Source organism: Pseudaeromonas sp. HNCC25DJ182 (assembly GCF_055413365.1).
Genome location: NZ_JBVAYG010000013.1, coordinates 26,966 through 42,187 on the forward strand (window position 1 = coordinate 26,966; position 15,222 = coordinate 42,187).

The window sequence follows — 15,222 nt, forward strand, 5'->3', positions numbered from 1 at the left end:
CTTTTTTATTACAATGAGCCCAATCCCCGAGGACGAGAATCACAGCCCCATGTTCAACACTGACACTATCGTGGCGCAGGCCACACCTCCTGGCCGCGGTGGCGTAGGCATACTGCGGGTTTCCGGACCACTGTGTGACACAGTGGCGGCCGCGGTACTCGGTAAACTACCCCGTGTTCGCTACGCCGAATATCTGCCGTTTCTGGATGACAATGGCCGGGTGCTGGACCAGGGCATAGCCCTGTTGTTCAAGGCCCCCAACAGCTTCACTGGCGAAGATGTGCTGGAGTTGCAAGGCCATGGTGGTCCTGTCGTGATGGACATGCTACTACGACGGATCCTGAAGCTTCCTGGCGTCCGCACAGCCCGTCCGGGGGAGTTCTCCGAGCGCGCCTTCTTGAACGACAAGCTGGACTTGGCACAAGCCGAAGCGATCGCCGATCTGATTGAAGCCACCAGCGAGCAGGCCGCCCGTTCAGCCCTGCACTCCTTGCAAGGGGAATTCTCCCGGCGCATTACCGCACTGGTCGAGGATGTGACCCGGCTACGCATCTACGTCGAGGCGGCCATCGACTTTCCCGAGGAGGAGATTGATTTCCTCTCCGACGGCAAAGTGGCCCGCGATCTGTATGCCATCATCGACGATCTGGCCGCCGTACAGAACGAGGCGAAACAAGGAGCCATACTGCGCGAGGGGATGAAGGTGGTGATTGCCGGACGCCCCAATGCCGGCAAATCCAGCCTGCTCAACGCCCTGGCAGGCCGCGAATCGGCCATCGTCACCGAGATCGCCGGCACCACCCGGGATGTGCTGCGTGAACATATCCATATCGATGGTATGCCGTTGCACATCATAGACACCGCTGGTCTGCGCGAGACCGAAGATGCTGTCGAAAAAATTGGTATCGAGCGCGCCTGGGCCGAAATTATCCAGGCGGATCGGGTGCTGTTTATGGTCGATGGCACCACCACATCCGCTGTTGATCCTCACGAAATATGGCCCGACTTCATCGATCGCTTGCCACCGCAACTCGGGCTGACCGTGATCCGTAACAAAGCGGATCTAACCGGTGAGATGCTGACCACCACCGAAGAGCATGGCCACCCGGTTTTTCGCATCTCGGCCAAGAATGGCCTCGGCCTTGAGGCGCTACGGGAACACCTTAAACAGTGCATGGGCTATCAGAGCAATGTGGAAGGTGGCTTCATGGCCCGCCGCCGTCACCTGGAGGCCATTGCCCTCGCGGAAGAACACCTGCAACTAGCCAAGGTTCAGCTGGAGGTTTACGCCGCAGGCGAGCTGGTAGCTGAGGAACTCCGACTGGTTCAGGAGTATTTAAGCGAAATAACCGGCGCCTTCAGCTCCGATGATCTATTAGGCCGGATATTCAGCTCATTCTGCATCGGAAAATAAGGTTATTCCCTCCGCGACACCCATACTCTCTCGCAAATCTGACCCTGAAGTAGGATTAAGCCGGATTGCGGTCATCTGCCAACGAATGTTGGTGGGATCGCAATCCGGCTCTCGCGGCATGCCGAATTTCGCGCCCTTGGAAAACTCTGTTCTACGCTATAAGAGGCATGGCACGGGAGATTTCTATGACACACCAATCCACACATGACTCGCATTTGCTGCACATCCGCCTGGATGCCCAGCGTCGGGCGCTACAGATGGCTAGTCTCAGTCAGGATGATTACCGCCGCATTCTGCGTCTGCTGCAACTGCTCAGTGATGCCGAATGCGCCTGGATCAGCCTGTTGAACGAGGATCAGGATCAATTGCTGGAAGGGCTGGATATTCCGGCCGGTTTTCCACCTTCCATTGCGCAACGAGTGATTGCCGGTGAGGGGCTGTTCGAGTGCAGTTCGGCGGACTGCGATCCCCAGCTCCGCAGCCATCTGTGGTGCAGCGAACATGAACTGGGATGGCTGGCGGCGTATCCACTGCATAGCCCCGAGGGCCATGCCATGGGCATAGTGGCGGTAGCTGCGCGCGAACCTCGTAGTCTGGATATCCGGCAACGACTGGCGCTGGTCGATCTGGTCAATTTGCTGGAAGTCGAAATGCGCCTGCGCTTTCTACTGGCCAGCCAACCCCAGGCGCTGCGCAAACAGATGAACTCCATCTCCCTGGCCAATCAGCAAGGGGGGGGAAAATTATTGGATCCCGCCGAAATCGCCGATCTGCTGCACTGCAGCTATACCCGCTGTCGGCTGGAGGGCCGAGCCTATGCCCTGGCGCTGGTAGAACTGGATCCCCTTGCCACACAAACGCTGAGCCCTCAGCAGATTGAGGAATTACAACTAGCCGCCGCCAGCCGACTGCAACGCAACCTGCGTCTAGGTGATCTGCTCGGGCTGTGGCATCAGGATCGGTTGCTGGTGCTACTGCCTGGCGTCGAGAGTGAAGAGCTGTTTGGTGTGGGTGACAAGCTGGTGCATTCGCTGGACGATGTGGTGGATCTGGAGTCGCGCAGCCTGTCATTAACGGCATCCATCGGCATGGTCGGCATCCAGCAGCTCAAGGAGCGTCTGGACCTGGAACTGGTACTGCACGCCGCCGGGGAGGCGTTAGGCCAGGCCATTCTGGCGGGTCGCAATCGGGTACGGATCCAACAACTGACCCAAGACTCACACTAGCTTGCGAAGGGATAGCAGCAGACTAATCGGCTATCCTTTCGTCGTTTTGCTGTCGGCTAGTCTGCTGTCGCCATGCGCTCGAGGTGCCCGTTCTGTGTCGATGCCAGACCCGCCGCAGCTGATGAGCATCCCCCAGCCCCACCCGCTCGGCAACCTGATCCAGTGTCATCCCCTGCTGCTGTAACAGCGAACTGGCCAGCGCCAGGCGTAGCTCATTCTGATAGTACGTCAGGGTAATGCCAGTCTGCTCGCGGAAGATCCGGGTCAGATGACGAGGGGTGACACAGGCAATCGCCGCCAACTGCTCCAGAGTCCATCCCTGTTCGGGCTCCTGACTGATGGCATCCTGTACCCGATGCACCGCTGGATGCAGGTGATTGCGCCACGCCAGCCAGGGAGAAAATTGACTTTCGGCGCCATTGCGCCGCACAAACACCACCATATTTCGCGCAACCTGGGCAGCACACTGCGCCGAGGTCAATCGCTCGAGCAGGCTCAAGGCCAGATCGATACCCGAGGTGACACCCGCACTACTCCAAAGCCTCCCATCCTGTACAAACAAGCGGTTCTCCAGCACCAGTGCCGCAGGAGATAACGCAGCCAGTTGACCGCTGTGGCTGTGATGGGTGGTACAACTATGCCCGGCCAATAATCCGGCTTTAGCCGCGATCAGACTGCCGGCGCAGATGGTCACGAGCAGCTCCGGCTGTTGACCAACCCGGGTGAGCCAAGCCAACAATTGCTGCATGGCCAGATGTTGCCAATCCGGCTCATGACCGGCGACGCCCGGGATCAGCAGCAGTGAATCCGGAGGTAAGGTCTCCGGCAGCGCCGAAGCCAGCAGCGGTAAACCAATGGCACTGGTCACCGGACTTTGCGCCGCCACAAAATGCAATTCGAAGCGTCGTTGTTGTTGATAGCGATTGGCGAAGTAGAACACTTCGGCAGGCCCGGTGACATCCAGTAGCAAGAGATCGGGCGGCAGCAGGATATAGACCGGGCTCAGCCGAGCAGAATCAGCCATGGCGATGCACCCACAAACGCCAGCGCGGCCAGAACAGATTCACCAGCAGGCCTGCCAATACCAATGCTATCCCGCACCATTGCACCGCGAGCAAGCGCTCATCCAGCAGCACCCGAGCAGCCAGCAAGCCAACTACCGGGACCAGAAGCGTTAACGGCGCCACCTCGGCGACCGGATAACGTTGTAGCAGTCGTCCCCAAATCACATAACCGACTATGGTGGCGATCAGTGCCAGATAACCAATCGCCAATACACTCGAGGTCGAAATATGCTGCAGGCTATCAACCACCCGACTCGGCCCTTCCAACCAGAGTGAGGCCGCCAGAAACGGCAACGGCGGCACCAGAGCCCCCCAGACCACCAGCCCGAGCAGATCGACAGGGCCAGATTGACTGATCCGGCGAGTGACTATATTGCCCAACCCCCAGCAAGCGGCGGCGCCCAGCGTCAGTACAAACCCCAGCAACGTCATGCCACCGGCCTGCTGCTGCGTAGCCAGCACCAGTAATCCGATCCCGGCCAATCCCAGCGCTGCCGGTTGATGCCGTTGCCAGCGCTCCCCTAACAACAAGGCACCGAAGAGCAGGGTGAAAATCATCTGGGATTGCAAAACCAACGAGGCCACACCGGCCGGCATTCCCACTCGCATGGCACTAAACAACAGCGCAAACTGGCCAAAACTGATGGTCAAACCATAGGCCAGTAACCAGCGTAACGGGATGCGCGGACGAGGCACAAAGAATACGGCGGGCAAGGCCACCAGCAAAAAGCGCAGCGCGCCAAGTAGCAGCGGAGGGACATCCACCAAGCCGACATGGATGACCACGAAATTCACGCCCCAGACCAGGACCACCAATAGCGCCCATCCCCAATCGACAACACGCATCAACACGCCTCCGTCTTATCCGCCAAAAATTCAGGGACCGAACGGATACGAGCAAAACGCCCGGCCAGCACCAGCTCGGTCCGCTCCTTGATCTGCGCGGCAGTATATGAAATGCCACTGTGCGGATGAGTCATGGCAAAGGTCAAGGTTGCATCACTGAAAAAATCGATACTAAAGCCCAGATCCGAACCATGGCGAGCCGTAGTTTCACAACATTGCTCGGTACGCAGCCCGGATATCAGCAACTGCTGAATATTTTGACCGATCAACCAATCCAGCAGCGGAGTACCCGCCAAAGCACTGTGTCTGTGCTTATGGATGACCAGATCCGGGGAAATATCAATCTCGTCCAATGTGGACACCAGCCCCTGACTCGGATCGAACGGACCATCATCTGTAGTCTGGTGAAATACCTGCACCACCGGAATGCCTCGCGCCACGCAACCATCGATCAACTGTTGCTGTGCCTGCTGCCAATTGGCGACATCCAGCTCACTCCAGAATGGGCGTGCCTTGAAGGACTTTTGAATATCAATAACGAGCAGAGCGCTGTTCATGTTGTCTTTTCCTTATGTCATCGGTATAAAACTGATGTTACGGCAATAAACAACCATTCATCAGAGCCGAGACAGTCCAATAAAAGGACAAAAAAGGACATCTCTGAAGACGCCAATCGGCTGCATAGCGTGACAAGGTCTCGCACAACTATTCCCAGTCAGCCCCCACAAGCGGTGTAGTTTTTACGGCATAGTGGATCAGATCGTGAAAACAGGCTGGCAGCTCCCCCAGATTGCGATAACCATGAGCCTGGTTAGCCCGAAAACGCAGTACCTCACCATCGGCCAAGGAGTGCCAACGCCCCTCAAGCCACACGGCCATCTGGCCACTGAGCTGGATCACCTGCTCTATTGATCCCTCTTCATGGGGTACCGAGTGATATTCGCAGCCCACCGGAAGCTCCACCCGCAATAACTCGTAACCCAGCGCTGGCTCGAACGGCAACAGAGTGGTAACCCGGATCCCCTCGGCCAGGACCCGGGATTGTTCCGGCTGCGGACCGCGATAGAACCCGGGCAGTGCCGCAGCCGAGGAGGATGGCACCGCCATAAAATAGGAAAAAGGGACGTGGAAACCGCCAGCAATCTTCCACAACGTCACCACCGTCGGACTGGACTCGCCCCGTTCGATCTGGCCGAGCATGGCTTTACTCACACCACAGGCCTGTGCCGCCTGATCCAGACTCCAGCCACGCTGTTGGCGTAATTGCTTGAGCGCCAGCCCGACTTGTTGATTGATCTGCTCCATGCTCACTCCCGAAAATGGCACCTTGTACGTTATAACGCACACTGCTAGCATGCCATTGTGCGCTATAACGCACAACCCACGCCAGCAGTTCCACCGGCACCGACAGGAGTCAGCCCATGTCCCTTCTTGTATCCCTGCAGTCATCCCTGCGTTTGCTACGGCCACACCATCTGAGCAGTGGCCTGATCGCCGTCCTGGTTGGCTACACCAGCTCGGCGGTGATCATCTTCCAGGCCGCTGCCAGTGCCGGTGCCACCGCATCACAACTCGGCTCCTGGTTGACCGTGTTGGGACTTGGTATGGGTGTGACCACGCTGGGACTGTCGCTCTATTACCGGATCCCGATCCTCACCGCCTGGTCGACACCGGGTGCCGCACTACTGATATCCAGTCTAGCGGGTGTGCCGATGGCCGAGGCGATCGGGGCTTTTCTTTGCTCCTCACTGCTGCTGCTGATCTGTGGCTTCAGCGGCCTGTTTGCCCGCATCATGCATCGACTGCCCTTGCATCTGGCCAATGCCATGCTGGCGGGTGTCTTGCTGCGATTTGGCCTCGACCTGTTTCATGCCTTCCAACTCCAACCTCTGCTGGTGGGCATCATGGGCATGAGCTTCTTGTGTCTCAAACCCCTGATACCGCGCTATACATTGGCGCTCACTTTGCTGCTCGGTATCGTCGTCGCCTGGCAACTGGATTTGCTGCATCTGGACAGTATTGAACCGGCCGCGGTACAGCTGGTCTGGACCACGCCCCAGTTCTCGCTACACAGTTTGTTGGGCATAGCTCTGCCGCTATTTCTGGTCACCATGAGTTCGCAAAATCTGCCCGGAGTCGCGGTGCTGCGAGCCCATGCTTATCACCCCCCCGTCTCCCCGCTGGTGGGCTGGACCGGCCTGACCGGTGCCTTGCTGGCTCCCTTTGGCTGCTACGCACTGAATCTAGCGGCTATTACAGCAGCGTTGTGTATGAGCAAGGAAGCCGATCCGCTGCCCGAGCGCCGCTATCTGGCCGCCTGTTGCGCCGGTGTTTTATATCTGCTGACCGGCTTACTCGGCGCGACCGTGGCCAGCCTGTTTGCCGCCCTGCCCCAGGCGCTCATCATGGCCATCGCCGGCTTGGCTCTGCTGGGGACCCTCGGCCACAGCCTGCATCAGGCTCTGCAACCGGATCTGGATCGGGAAGCCGCCATCATCACCTTTCTGGTCACAGCTTCAGGCGTCACTGGCTTTGGCATTGGCTCGGCGTTCTGGGGCTTACTGGCTGGAGTTCTGGCGTTGACGTTGCGGGCCGATCGTCTGCAACGCTGGTTGCGGCGGGCACAAGACAGAGCATAGAAGGCTCTGCATCAGGAACCAGGGGACTCGGAAAACGGACAAAGCAACATGGGCCCGTAGGCCCATGTGCTTCTTTATTCGCGGTATTACTTCGCGGTGAGAGTAGGTTGAAGCTCCTGTGCCAACTGCACCACCTCAGCTTGCCAACCCTCGCGCAAGGCTCGCACCAGAGCGGGATAGCCATCCTCGCCCAGCGGTATTTCTCTTTGGAAGGACTGGCTGTAAGTCAACTCATCACGCCGTAAAATCCAGCGTCCAGCAACTATGGCCTGACCGTCGAAACGCCCCTGAAAGGCGGTTATATTCACCGAAAGATGCCAGCTATTGTCGTTGGCCCCCTCACCCTCCAACACCTGAACCTGCTGCAATTGCCGGGATAGGCTCAGCACCAGGCTGCGAGTCAGCTGCTTGTCCAACGCCTCGGCCCAGCGCGCCTGGTTAGCGGTCACTACTTGTACATCATCCTGTTGGAAGGCGATACCCAGATCATTCAGGTACTCCGGCAACTGCACCCGATCGACCACCAGCATGGGACCGGTCGTTACTTGCCGCGAGGGAGCCTGGTCGCCAGGCAGGCTCAGCACGTAATAGGCGGGGGCAACAGTGCTGCTGCAAGCCGTCAGCAGCCATAACCCGAGGGAACAACATAGAAGACGAATCAATTGGCACTCCTTGGTACAGGATCATCCGCCGGACTTTGATTAAAAATCAGCGAATTCGGTTTTTCATTAACCTTACGAGCCGCAGGCTTCAATTCCCGCAACAGACTGTTCAGCGATTCCACCGAGCGGTTCAGATCGCCATACACAGGCGAATCACTGGAGAATGAACGTAGCGTCTTCTGCAATTCCTGCATGGCCTTGGTCAGCTCGGCAGGTAACTGCTGGGCCCCCGGCTGCGTGGCCAACTTGTTCATGTTGCTACTCAGTTCCCGCATGGCGGCAAAGCTCTGTTTGCTCTCCTTGAGCATGGCATCCAGGTTGCCTAGCGTCTGTTCCAGTGGCAACTCATTGAACTTGTTCAGCAGACGATTGGCCTGCTGTTCAATCCGAGCCAGACCACCGGCAACGGTCGGTATGGTGTGATACGAGCCGAAACGACCATACCCCGCCGACGCTAGGCTATCGGGAACCGAATTGAAATCGACATACAGAGCCCCTGTCAGCAGGTTTCCGGTCTTCAATGTCGCCCGCAACCCCTTGCGGATCTGCTGCTCGATATCTCGCGACAGCTGACTCAAAGCCCGATCACCACCCTCTTCATCAAAGCGATCCTGTTCGATACGGATCAGCACCGGGATCAGGCCGGAATTACGCCCCAACAACTCCACGTCGCCAAGTTGGAATGGTACTTCCATCACTGTGCCGATACGGATCCCGCGATATTCAACCGGCGCGCCACTGCTCAGACCGCGCACCGAATCATTGAACAGCAGAACATAATCCAGATAACGCTCATAGTAGCGATTACGACTACTGCTTTCGTCTGCATACAAGGTGAATTGCTGGCCGCTGGCTGCAGCCTTGCCAAGCCCCCACCCCTTGGGCACATCGAAGCTAACCCCGCCCTTGATGAGGTTTTCCAGCGAGCCGGTTTCAAACTTCATGCCTTCGGCCGAGGCCTCGAACCGCACACCGCCATTCATCCAGAAACGGACATTACTGGTGACCAGGCCATCATAGGGTGCGGTGATGAACAGTTGATATTCCATCTGCCGACTGCCGGTCGAAAAGTGACTCTGCTCCACCCGCCCCACGGTGAATCCACGGTACATGACGGGATCCCCGATATTCAGACCCCGACTCTGCTCGCTGGTCAAACGGATCCGCAACCCCTTCTCATCGGGTTGGGCCACTGGTGCGGTATCCTGGACTACAAACTTCTCCCGGTACTTCTTGCTCTTCCCGGGCATCAGCTCGATATAGGATCCTGAGAGCAGAGTTCCCAAGCCGGAGATCCCCTGGCGTTCAATCCGTGGCTTCACCACCCACCACTGACTGTCCTGCCGCAACAACTCTTCGGTATCGACCGCCATCCGAGCCGTAATGATGACATGGGTCAAATCCTCACTGAGTTTGACCGTCTGCACCATACCGACCTCGACGCTGCGCGCCTTGATCATGGTCTTGCCCGCGATAATGCCCTCCGCGTTGCTCATGGTGAGAACCACCAGCGGCCCCTGATTGGAGAAGGATACATATACCAGCCACAGACCGATCAGGGCTGCGGTGATAGGAACCATCCAGATGGGTGAGATGTAACGCAAGTTACGGATCCGGGCTTTAGCCGGGGAGAGAGCATCGGTCACGTCTATGCATCCTTGTTCACTAACGATCGGCTCACTGGAATCAAGCAGCCAGATAAGCAAGACCACCATGATCCGTTATCTATCGCCTGCTCACAAGTCCAACAACCGCATCAGTTTCAATTTCCTGAACAGTCATTTTTCGGTATATATGGCGTGATTTTTATCACACACAGGTAGTTTTGATGAAGCAACCAACCATTTTGCTCACCGCGCTTTGTATCGCTATCGGTGGCAGCGCCTGCACCACCATCAACCCTTACAGCGGTGAAGAACAGACCTCCAATGCCGTCAAAGGCGGCGCCATGGGGGCCGCCGCCGGAGCTCTGGTCGGCGTGCTCTCTTCGTCGAAAAAAGATCGCGGCAAAGGAGCCTTAATTGGCGCCGCATCCGGCGCTGCACTGGGTGGCGGCATCGGCTACTACATGGATGTCCAGGAAGCCAAACTACGGCAGAAGATGAAAGGAACCGGCGTTTCTGTCACTCGCAGTGGTGATCAGATCATCCTGAATATGCCCAACAATGTGACCTTCGATAGCAATGCCAGTCAGTTGAAACCTGCGGGCGCCACGACCCTGCAGGGGGTAGCCATGGTGCTCAAGGAGTATGAAAATACCCATATCAATGTGCTGGGCCATACCGATAGCAGCGGTAGCCGCGACCTCAATATGCGCTTGTCCGAGCAGCGCGCCGAGAGTGTCGGCACCGCACTGATCACCATGGGCGTGGATGGCAGTCGCCTGAATATGAGTGGCGTCGGCCCGGATCAACCGGTTGCCAGCAACGCCACGGCCGAGGGCAAAGCGCAAAACCGCCGCGTGACCCTGACGCTGAGCCCGACCCAGGGTTAATCTCCAGCAATCAGTAACAAAAACGGCCCGAAACGGGCCGTTTTGCAGGGTGTAGCCTAGGTCATTCTACCGAGTCTGATTCTCAAGACTCTCCGCCTCGGCTTCAGCTTGAGCCCCAGCCAGTAGCTCGGGTTTATTCACCCAGTTACGCAACAGGGTATAGAACAACGACAAGAGTGTTGGCCCAAGGAAGACCCCGAGCATGCCGAAGGCAATGGCCCCGCCAATGACCCCGAACAGGATCAAGGACAAGGGAAGCGGGCTGTTCCGGCCAATGACCAACGACTTGACCACGTTATCAATCGTGCCGACAACAAACAGAAACCAGGCCACCAGGAAACCGGCCCAGACCATCTCCCCCTGTTTGAACAACCAATAGGCGGCAATAAATCCAATCAAGGGCGGGCCACCGGGAATCACGGAAACCAGGCAAACCAGTAACCCCAGGCTCAGGGCATTCGGCACACCGGCAATGGCTAGCCCAAACCAGGCCAGAGCACCTTGTGCTACTGCGGCGCCGATGAAACCATACACCACACCACGGATCGTGCTATTGCTGATCCGCAGTAGATTTTCGCCCGCAGGTCCTGCCACCTTGTGGCTAAAGGCTATAACCCAGCGATGCAGGGTCTCACCCTCGGCATACAGCACCCCGGCAATGACAATACTCAGCAGCAACATCATCAATCCGCCGCCGAGTGCGCCCGCCATGCTCAACATGATCTTGGCAGCAGGTCCCACCATGCCCTTGAGTTGAGCCAGGATCTGGTAATCCTGATTCTGCAGGGCCAGCCACTGCTCGGCGGCCCACTCACCGATCAGCGGCAGCCCGGATATCCAATTCGGCAATTCAGGAAGTCCCGCCTGCACCTGCTCGGGAATGGTACGCGCCAGATGGGTCAGTTGCTGGGCAAAATCAACCGATGCAACCAGCAAAGGCACTAACACGAACAGCAATAGTGCCGACACAATCAGGGTTGCCGCCAGGGTATCGCGCCCCCCCAGTCGCAGGGAGAGCCACTGAAATGGCCCCCAGGTCGCCGAAACCAGAATGACCGCCCAGATGATGGCGGCCAGGAAGGGGGCCATGATGGCCAGCACGGCCAGAATGATGGCGATCAGCAGCGCCAATCCCAGCAGAGGTTGCACTATGGTACTCAGACGCATCGTTCTATCCCTTGATGATGAAATTCGACACCTGAATTTACCTAGGAAGGAAGCAACTCAGGTTCCTGCTTATTCCTGTCCGGCCAACGGATTTGCGAAAGCAACATCCCCGCCAACATGAGACCACACCCGAACCAGGCCCGCAGTGTCAGTGTCTCGTCCAGCAACCAGACACCACCAAGCACAGCAAACACTGACTCCAGACTCAGTATAATGGCAGCATGGGCCGGATTGGCACTCTTTTGTCCCACCACTTGCAACGTATAAGCCACACCAACACTCACGAGTCCGGCATAAAGAATCGGTTGCCAACCAGCCAGCATGGCCGATGCTGTTGGGGTCTCGATGAGTAGTGAAACCCCCAGACTCAAGAGACCGCAGACCATAAATTGGACTGCCGAAAGCTTGAGCGGGCTCACTCGACCACTGAAGTGATCGATCAACAGAATATGAATGGCCCAGAACAAAGCACCAATGAATTGCAGCATATCGCCAAATGACATGCTGAAGTCATCATTAATACTGAGCAGATAGAGACCAATGACGGCCAAGATGGCTCCCAGCCAGGTCGTGATCCCCGTGGTGTGTTTCAACAGCAATCCGAAAATCGGCACCAGGATCAGATAGAGGCCGGTGATAAATCCAGCCTTCGCCGCCGTCGTATACAGCAAACCAACCTGTTGCAAGCTTGCCGCGATGAACAGCACGGCCCCCGCGAGAACACCCGCCAGCGGAAGTGAGCTTTCACTATAAGGCTGCGGTGTACGGCGACGCGAAAACCACCAGATCAACGGCAGCAAAGAGCAGCTACCCAGTAAAAACCGAACCCCGTTAAACGCAAAAGGTTCGAGAAAATTCATTCCCAGACGCTGAGCAACAAAGCCGAAACCCCAAATCGCGGCGGCAGCTAATAACATGATATTGGCTTGCATAATAAAAAACTCGTGATGGCAATCGATAGCCCGATGGGCGAGCCATTATAGCCGATAAAACAGGCATCCCTATATCCATCAGATGCTGGTCAGCCGAATCGGGATCTTGTATAACCAGCGCCATTCCGGAGACCCGAAAATGGAGCCAAACATGTCAGCCAATCCCAGACGATGGGACATTTTTTGTAACGTGGTCGATAACTATGGCGACATCGGCGTGACCTGGCGTCTAGCCCGGCAACTGGTCGAGGAGTTTGGCCTGCGAGTCTGCTTATGGGTCGATGATCTGGCCAGTTTTGCCCGGATCTGTCCGCAATTGCGGCTCGATCAGGCTCGTCAGCAGTGTCAAGGGGTCGACATCGCCCATTGGGATGCCCATTTTTCAACGTCGTGGCAGCCCGGCGATCTGGTCATCGAGGCATTTGCCTGCGAACTCCCCGAGTTGGCGAAACAGCGCATGACCCAGTGTCAACCAGCGCCGTTGTGGCTGAATCTGGAGTACCTGAGTGCCGAATCCTGGATCGACGAATGCCATGGTCTGCCCTCGCTCCAGTTAAATGGCTTGCAGAAGTATTTCTACTTTCCCGGTTTCACCCTGCGCAGCGGCGGCGTGATTTGTGAGCATTCACTAGCGGATCAACGTCAACAATGGCAACAGAACCCGGAGGCGCGGCAACAGCTATTTTCCAGTTTTGGGCTCCCGCAGCAGGCGGAACAGACCCGCTACCTCAGCCTGTTTACCTATGAAAGTAAGGCCCTTCCCGCATTACTTACCCATTGGCGGGACAGCGATACACCGATCTGCTGCCTGATCCCGCAGGGACGGATCCTGAATTCAGTCGCCTCCTGGCTGGATCAACCCCTTGAAACTATGACTCCCGGTTATTACTGGCAACAAGGATCCCTGACGATCCTGATCCTGCCGATGACCGATCAGGCTGGATACGATCATCTGCTCTGGAGTTGTGATTTCAACTGGGTACGCGGAGAAGACTCTTTCCTGAGAGCCCAATGGGCGGCTCGCCCCTTCCTATGGCACATTTATCCCCAGGCCGATGAAGCCCATCTGGAAAAGCTGACTGCCTTTTTACGGCTATATGGCCATAATTTGTCGGCAGACTGCTATAACGCATTGATTTCTCTTAGTGTCGCCTATGACAGAGGCGAAGGAAATGCAGCCGTAAGCGCCTGGCAAACACTGGAGCAGTACACAACCGAACTGCAAGCTCACGCACAAAGCTGGCCACAACAGGCCTTGGCTGGAGGAGATTTAGCCAGCCGACTGGTGCAATTCAGTGAAAAACGGCTAAAATAACGCGTTTTTTACAAAATCACTGTTCAATACAGGAAACGATCCAATGAAAACCGCCCAGGAAATCCGCGCAGGTAACGTCATCATGTTTGGTAACGACCCTATGGTCGTACTGAAAACCGAATTCAACAAATCCGGTCGTAATTCTGCCGTAGTCAAAATGAAGCTGAAGAACCTGCTCTCCGGCGCTGGTACCGAAACCGTGTTCAAGGCTGATGACAAGCTGGAAGTCGTACAACTGGAACGCAAAGAGTGCACCTACTCTTACTTCGCCGATCCTATGTATGTCTTCATGGATACCGAATACAACCAGTATGACATCGAGAAAGAAAACCTCGGTGACACTCTGAACTACATGGTTGATGGCATGGAAGATGTCTGTGAAGTGACCTTCTATAATGGCAAGGCCATCTCCGTCGAGCTGCCCATCTCCGTAGTTCGTGAAGTCGAATACACAGAGCCGGCCGTTCGTGGCGACACCTCCGGCAAGGTTACCAAGCCAGCCAAGCTGGTGGGCACCGATTTCACCATCTCCGTTGCTGACTTCGTCAAGATCGGTGACAAGATCGAAATTGACACCCGTACCGGTGAATTCAAGCGCCGCGTCTAGTTAGCCCCGCTTGACTATGAAAAAGGAGCCCATCGCGGCTCCTTTTTTACTTTCTGCATCCCCTGTTACACTACCCTTCTGATTTGTGAAGGAGCGCTTTGTATGGCTATGATCCACCTGCTCGTTGGATCCACTCTGGGAGCCGCTGAATATGTGGCAGAGCACGTTGCCGAGAAACTACATGCCGCCGGGCATCAGACGATCAGCCACAATCCGGCAACACTGGCGGCCCTGAACGGACAACCGGGAGACATACTGCTGGTTGTCACCTCAACCCATGGCGCGGGGGATATTCCGGATAATCTCAAGCCATTTGCTGAAGAGCTGGCAGTGCACAAACCAGACTTGAGCCACTACCACTTTGCCGTGATCGGCCTCGGCGACAGCAACTACGACACCTTCTGTGAGGGGGGCAAACGGATGGAACAGCTGCTGGATGCTTGTCAGGCCATGCCTCTCGGGGAACGTTGTGATATCGATGTGACGCAGCATGATATACCGGAAGATGCCGCCGACAGCTGGCTATCCCGGTGGATCCCTCTACTCACGGCGCAATGAGCACCACAAAAATTATTTCTGATACGAGGAGGGCCAACAGGCCCTTTTTTGTTATCCACAACATGTACGCGCAATAAGGCATCTTCATTACATTAATCCACAGCTTTCACTAAAATAAAAAAGTTATGTGTATAACAGTAATAAAAACCTCTTATTAACCATTAGTTATCCCATGTATAAGATCTAGACCCGATTGGTGTTGTGCATAAGATCCGATCTTGTCACAAGGCTCACGGTTGGTTGATCGACGCTAGATCACAGGATTGGATCATCGATAAGATCCTGATCCTCTTGATCA

At 56.3% G+C, this 15,222-nt stretch carries 15 protein-coding genes; 7 read left to right on the forward strand and 8 right to left on the reverse strand.

Going from position 1 to position 15,222, the window contains the following annotated elements; translation table 11 throughout:
- The first annotated feature begins 49 nt into the window (after window positions 1-49).
- Both mnmE and ACZYUB_RS11450 read left to right on the forward strand, forming a co-directional pair.
- Window positions 50-1,414 carry a tRNA uridine-5-carboxymethylaminomethyl(34) synthesis GTPase MnmE gene (gene mnmE / locus ACZYUB_RS11445; protein ID WP_463947999.1) on the forward strand — a complete coding sequence of 455 codons (1,365 nt, stop codon included), beginning with the start codon at window positions 50-52 and terminating at the stop codon, window positions 1,412-1,414.
- A 185-nt stretch (window positions 1,415-1,599) separates the two neighbouring features.
- Window positions 1,600-2,640, forward strand: a complete 1,041-nt coding sequence (locus tag ACZYUB_RS11450) for a diguanylate cyclase domain-containing protein (protein ID WP_463948000.1) — start codon at window positions 1,600-1,602, stop codon at window positions 2,638-2,640.
- A gap of 22 nt (window positions 2,641-2,662) precedes the next feature.
- Here ACZYUB_RS11450 and ACZYUB_RS11455 read toward each other — a convergent pair whose 3' ends face one another.
- The 4 genes from ACZYUB_RS11455 to ACZYUB_RS11470 form a co-directional block, all read right to left on the reverse strand.
- Window positions 2,663-3,664, reverse strand: coding sequence for a GlxA family transcriptional regulator (locus tag ACZYUB_RS11455; RefSeq protein ID WP_463948001.1), 1,002 nt, complete (start codon window positions 3,662-3,664; stop codon window positions 2,663-2,665).
- Window positions 3,657-4,550 carry an EamA family transporter gene (locus ACZYUB_RS11460; RefSeq protein WP_463948003.1) on the reverse strand — a complete coding sequence of 298 codons (894 nt, stop codon included), beginning with the start codon at window positions 4,548-4,550 and terminating at the stop codon, window positions 3,657-3,659. Before ACZYUB_RS11460 ends, ACZYUB_RS11455 begins: the two co-directional genes overlap by 8 nt.
- Window positions 4,550-5,107 carry an isochorismatase family protein gene (locus ACZYUB_RS11465; RefSeq protein ID WP_463948005.1) on the reverse strand — a complete coding sequence of 186 codons (558 nt, stop codon included), beginning with the start codon at window positions 5,105-5,107 and terminating at the stop codon, window positions 4,550-4,552. Before ACZYUB_RS11465 ends, ACZYUB_RS11460 begins: the two co-directional genes overlap by 1 nt.
- Before the next feature lie 148 nt (window positions 5,108-5,255).
- A complete protein-coding gene (locus tag ACZYUB_RS11470; protein WP_463948007.1) occupies window positions 5,256-5,855 on the reverse strand; it encodes a helix-turn-helix domain-containing protein in 600 nt (199 codons plus the stop codon).
- 116 nt (window positions 5,856-5,971) lie between these two features.
- Between ACZYUB_RS11470 and ACZYUB_RS11475 the strand changes: the two genes are divergently transcribed.
- The gene (locus ACZYUB_RS11475) at window positions 5,972-7,189 is read left to right on the forward strand and encodes a benzoate/H(+) symporter BenE family transporter (protein WP_463948009.1); all 1,218 of its coding nucleotides are present in this window, start codon (window positions 5,972-5,974) and stop codon (window positions 7,187-7,189) included.
- Window positions 7,190-7,275: 86 nt separating this feature from the next.
- Here the strand turns inward: ACZYUB_RS11475 and ACZYUB_RS11480 are convergent, their stop codons facing one another.
- The gene (locus ACZYUB_RS11480) at window positions 7,276-7,851 is read right to left on the reverse strand and encodes an ABC-type transport auxiliary lipoprotein family protein (RefSeq protein WP_463948010.1); all 576 of its coding nucleotides are present in this window, start codon (window positions 7,849-7,851) and stop codon (window positions 7,276-7,278) included.
- Window positions 7,848-9,497, reverse strand: coding sequence for an intermembrane transport protein PqiB (gene pqiB / locus ACZYUB_RS11485; RefSeq protein ID WP_463948012.1), 1,650 nt, complete (start codon window positions 9,495-9,497; stop codon window positions 7,848-7,850). Before pqiB ends, ACZYUB_RS11480 begins: the two co-directional genes overlap by 4 nt.
- 182 nt (window positions 9,498-9,679) lie before the next feature.
- Between pqiB and ACZYUB_RS11490 the strand changes: the two genes are divergently transcribed.
- Window positions 9,680-10,345, forward strand: a complete 666-nt coding sequence (locus ACZYUB_RS11490; protein WP_463948013.1) for an OmpA family lipoprotein — start codon at window positions 9,680-9,682, stop codon at window positions 10,343-10,345.
- Window positions 10,346-10,411: 66 nt separating this feature from the next.
- Here ACZYUB_RS11490 and ACZYUB_RS11495 read toward each other — a convergent pair whose 3' ends face one another.
- Both ACZYUB_RS11495 and ACZYUB_RS11500 read right to left on the reverse strand, forming a co-directional pair.
- Window positions 10,412-11,512: an AI-2E family transporter gene (locus tag ACZYUB_RS11495; protein WP_463948015.1), complete on the reverse strand. Its 1,101-nt coding sequence runs from the start codon at window positions 11,510-11,512 to the stop codon at window positions 10,412-10,414.
- 41 nt (window positions 11,513-11,553) lie between these two features.
- Window positions 11,554-12,444, reverse strand: a complete 891-nt coding sequence (locus ACZYUB_RS11500; RefSeq protein ID WP_463948017.1) for a DMT family transporter — start codon at window positions 12,442-12,444, stop codon at window positions 11,554-11,556.
- Between the two features lie 151 nt (window positions 12,445-12,595).
- On the opposite strand from ACZYUB_RS11500, the gene earP reads away from it, so the two are divergent.
- The 3 genes from earP to mioC all read left to right on the forward strand — a co-directional run bounded on the left by earP (window position 12,596) and on the right by mioC (window position 14,924).
- Window positions 12,596-13,759 carry an elongation factor P maturation arginine rhamnosyltransferase EarP gene (gene earP, locus ACZYUB_RS11505; RefSeq protein WP_463948019.1) on the forward strand — a complete coding sequence of 388 codons (1,164 nt, stop codon included), beginning with the start codon at window positions 12,596-12,598 and terminating at the stop codon, window positions 13,757-13,759.
- A gap of 43 nt (window positions 13,760-13,802) precedes the next feature.
- Complete coding sequence (efp, locus tag ACZYUB_RS11510; protein ID WP_463948021.1) at window positions 13,803-14,366, forward strand: elongation factor P; 564 nt, start codon at window positions 13,803-13,805, stop codon at window positions 14,364-14,366.
- A 102-nt stretch (window positions 14,367-14,468) separates the two neighbouring features.
- Window positions 14,469-14,924: an FMN-binding protein MioC gene (gene mioC / locus ACZYUB_RS11515; RefSeq protein WP_463948023.1), complete on the forward strand. Its 456-nt coding sequence runs from the start codon at window positions 14,469-14,471 to the stop codon at window positions 14,922-14,924.
- Window positions 14,925-15,222: the final 298 nt, after the last annotated feature.

Bases quoted from the DNA above. Each gene is read 5' to 3' on its own strand.
- ACZYUB_RS11455 (WP_463948001.1), bottom strand. From the start codon at position 3,664: ATGGCTGATTCTGCTCGGCTGAGCCCGGTCTATATCCTGCTGCCGCCC.
- earP (WP_463948019.1), top strand. From the start codon at position 12,596: ATGTCAGCCAATCCCAGACGATGGGACATTTTTTGTAACGTGGTCGAT.
- ACZYUB_RS11500 (WP_463948017.1), bottom strand. From the start codon at position 12,444: ATGCAAGCCAATATCATGTTATTAGCTGCCGCCGCGATTTGGGGTTTC.
- ACZYUB_RS11465 (WP_463948005.1), bottom strand. From the start codon at position 5,107: ATGAACAGCGCTCTGCTCGTTATTGATATTCAAAAGTCCTTCAAGGCA.
- ACZYUB_RS11490 (WP_463948013.1), top strand. From the start codon at position 9,680: ATGAAGCAACCAACCATTTTGCTCACCGCGCTTTGTATCGCTATCGGT.
- ACZYUB_RS11450 (WP_463948000.1), top strand. From the start codon at position 1,600: ATGACACACCAATCCACACATGACTCGCATTTGCTGCACATCCGCCTG.
- ACZYUB_RS11495 (WP_463948015.1), bottom strand. From the start codon at position 11,512: ATGCGTCTGAGTACCATAGTGCAACCTCTGCTGGGATTGGCGCTGCTG.
- mioC (WP_463948023.1), top strand. From the start codon at position 14,469: ATGGCTATGATCCACCTGCTCGTTGGATCCACTCTGGGAGCCGCTGAA.
- ACZYUB_RS11460 (WP_463948003.1), bottom strand. From the start codon at position 4,550: ATGCGTGTTGTCGATTGGGGATGGGCGCTATTGGTGGTCCTGGTCTGG.
- mnmE (WP_463947999.1), top strand. From the start codon at position 50: ATGTTCAACACTGACACTATCGTGGCGCAGGCCACACCTCCTGGCCGC.
- ACZYUB_RS11475 (WP_463948009.1), top strand. From the start codon at position 5,972: ATGTCCCTTCTTGTATCCCTGCAGTCATCCCTGCGTTTGCTACGGCCA.
- efp (WP_463948021.1), top strand. From the start codon at position 13,803: ATGAAAACCGCCCAGGAAATCCGCGCAGGTAACGTCATCATGTTTGGT.
- ACZYUB_RS11470 (WP_463948007.1), bottom strand. From the start codon at position 5,855: ATGGAGCAGATCAATCAACAAGTCGGGCTGGCGCTCAAGCAATTACGC.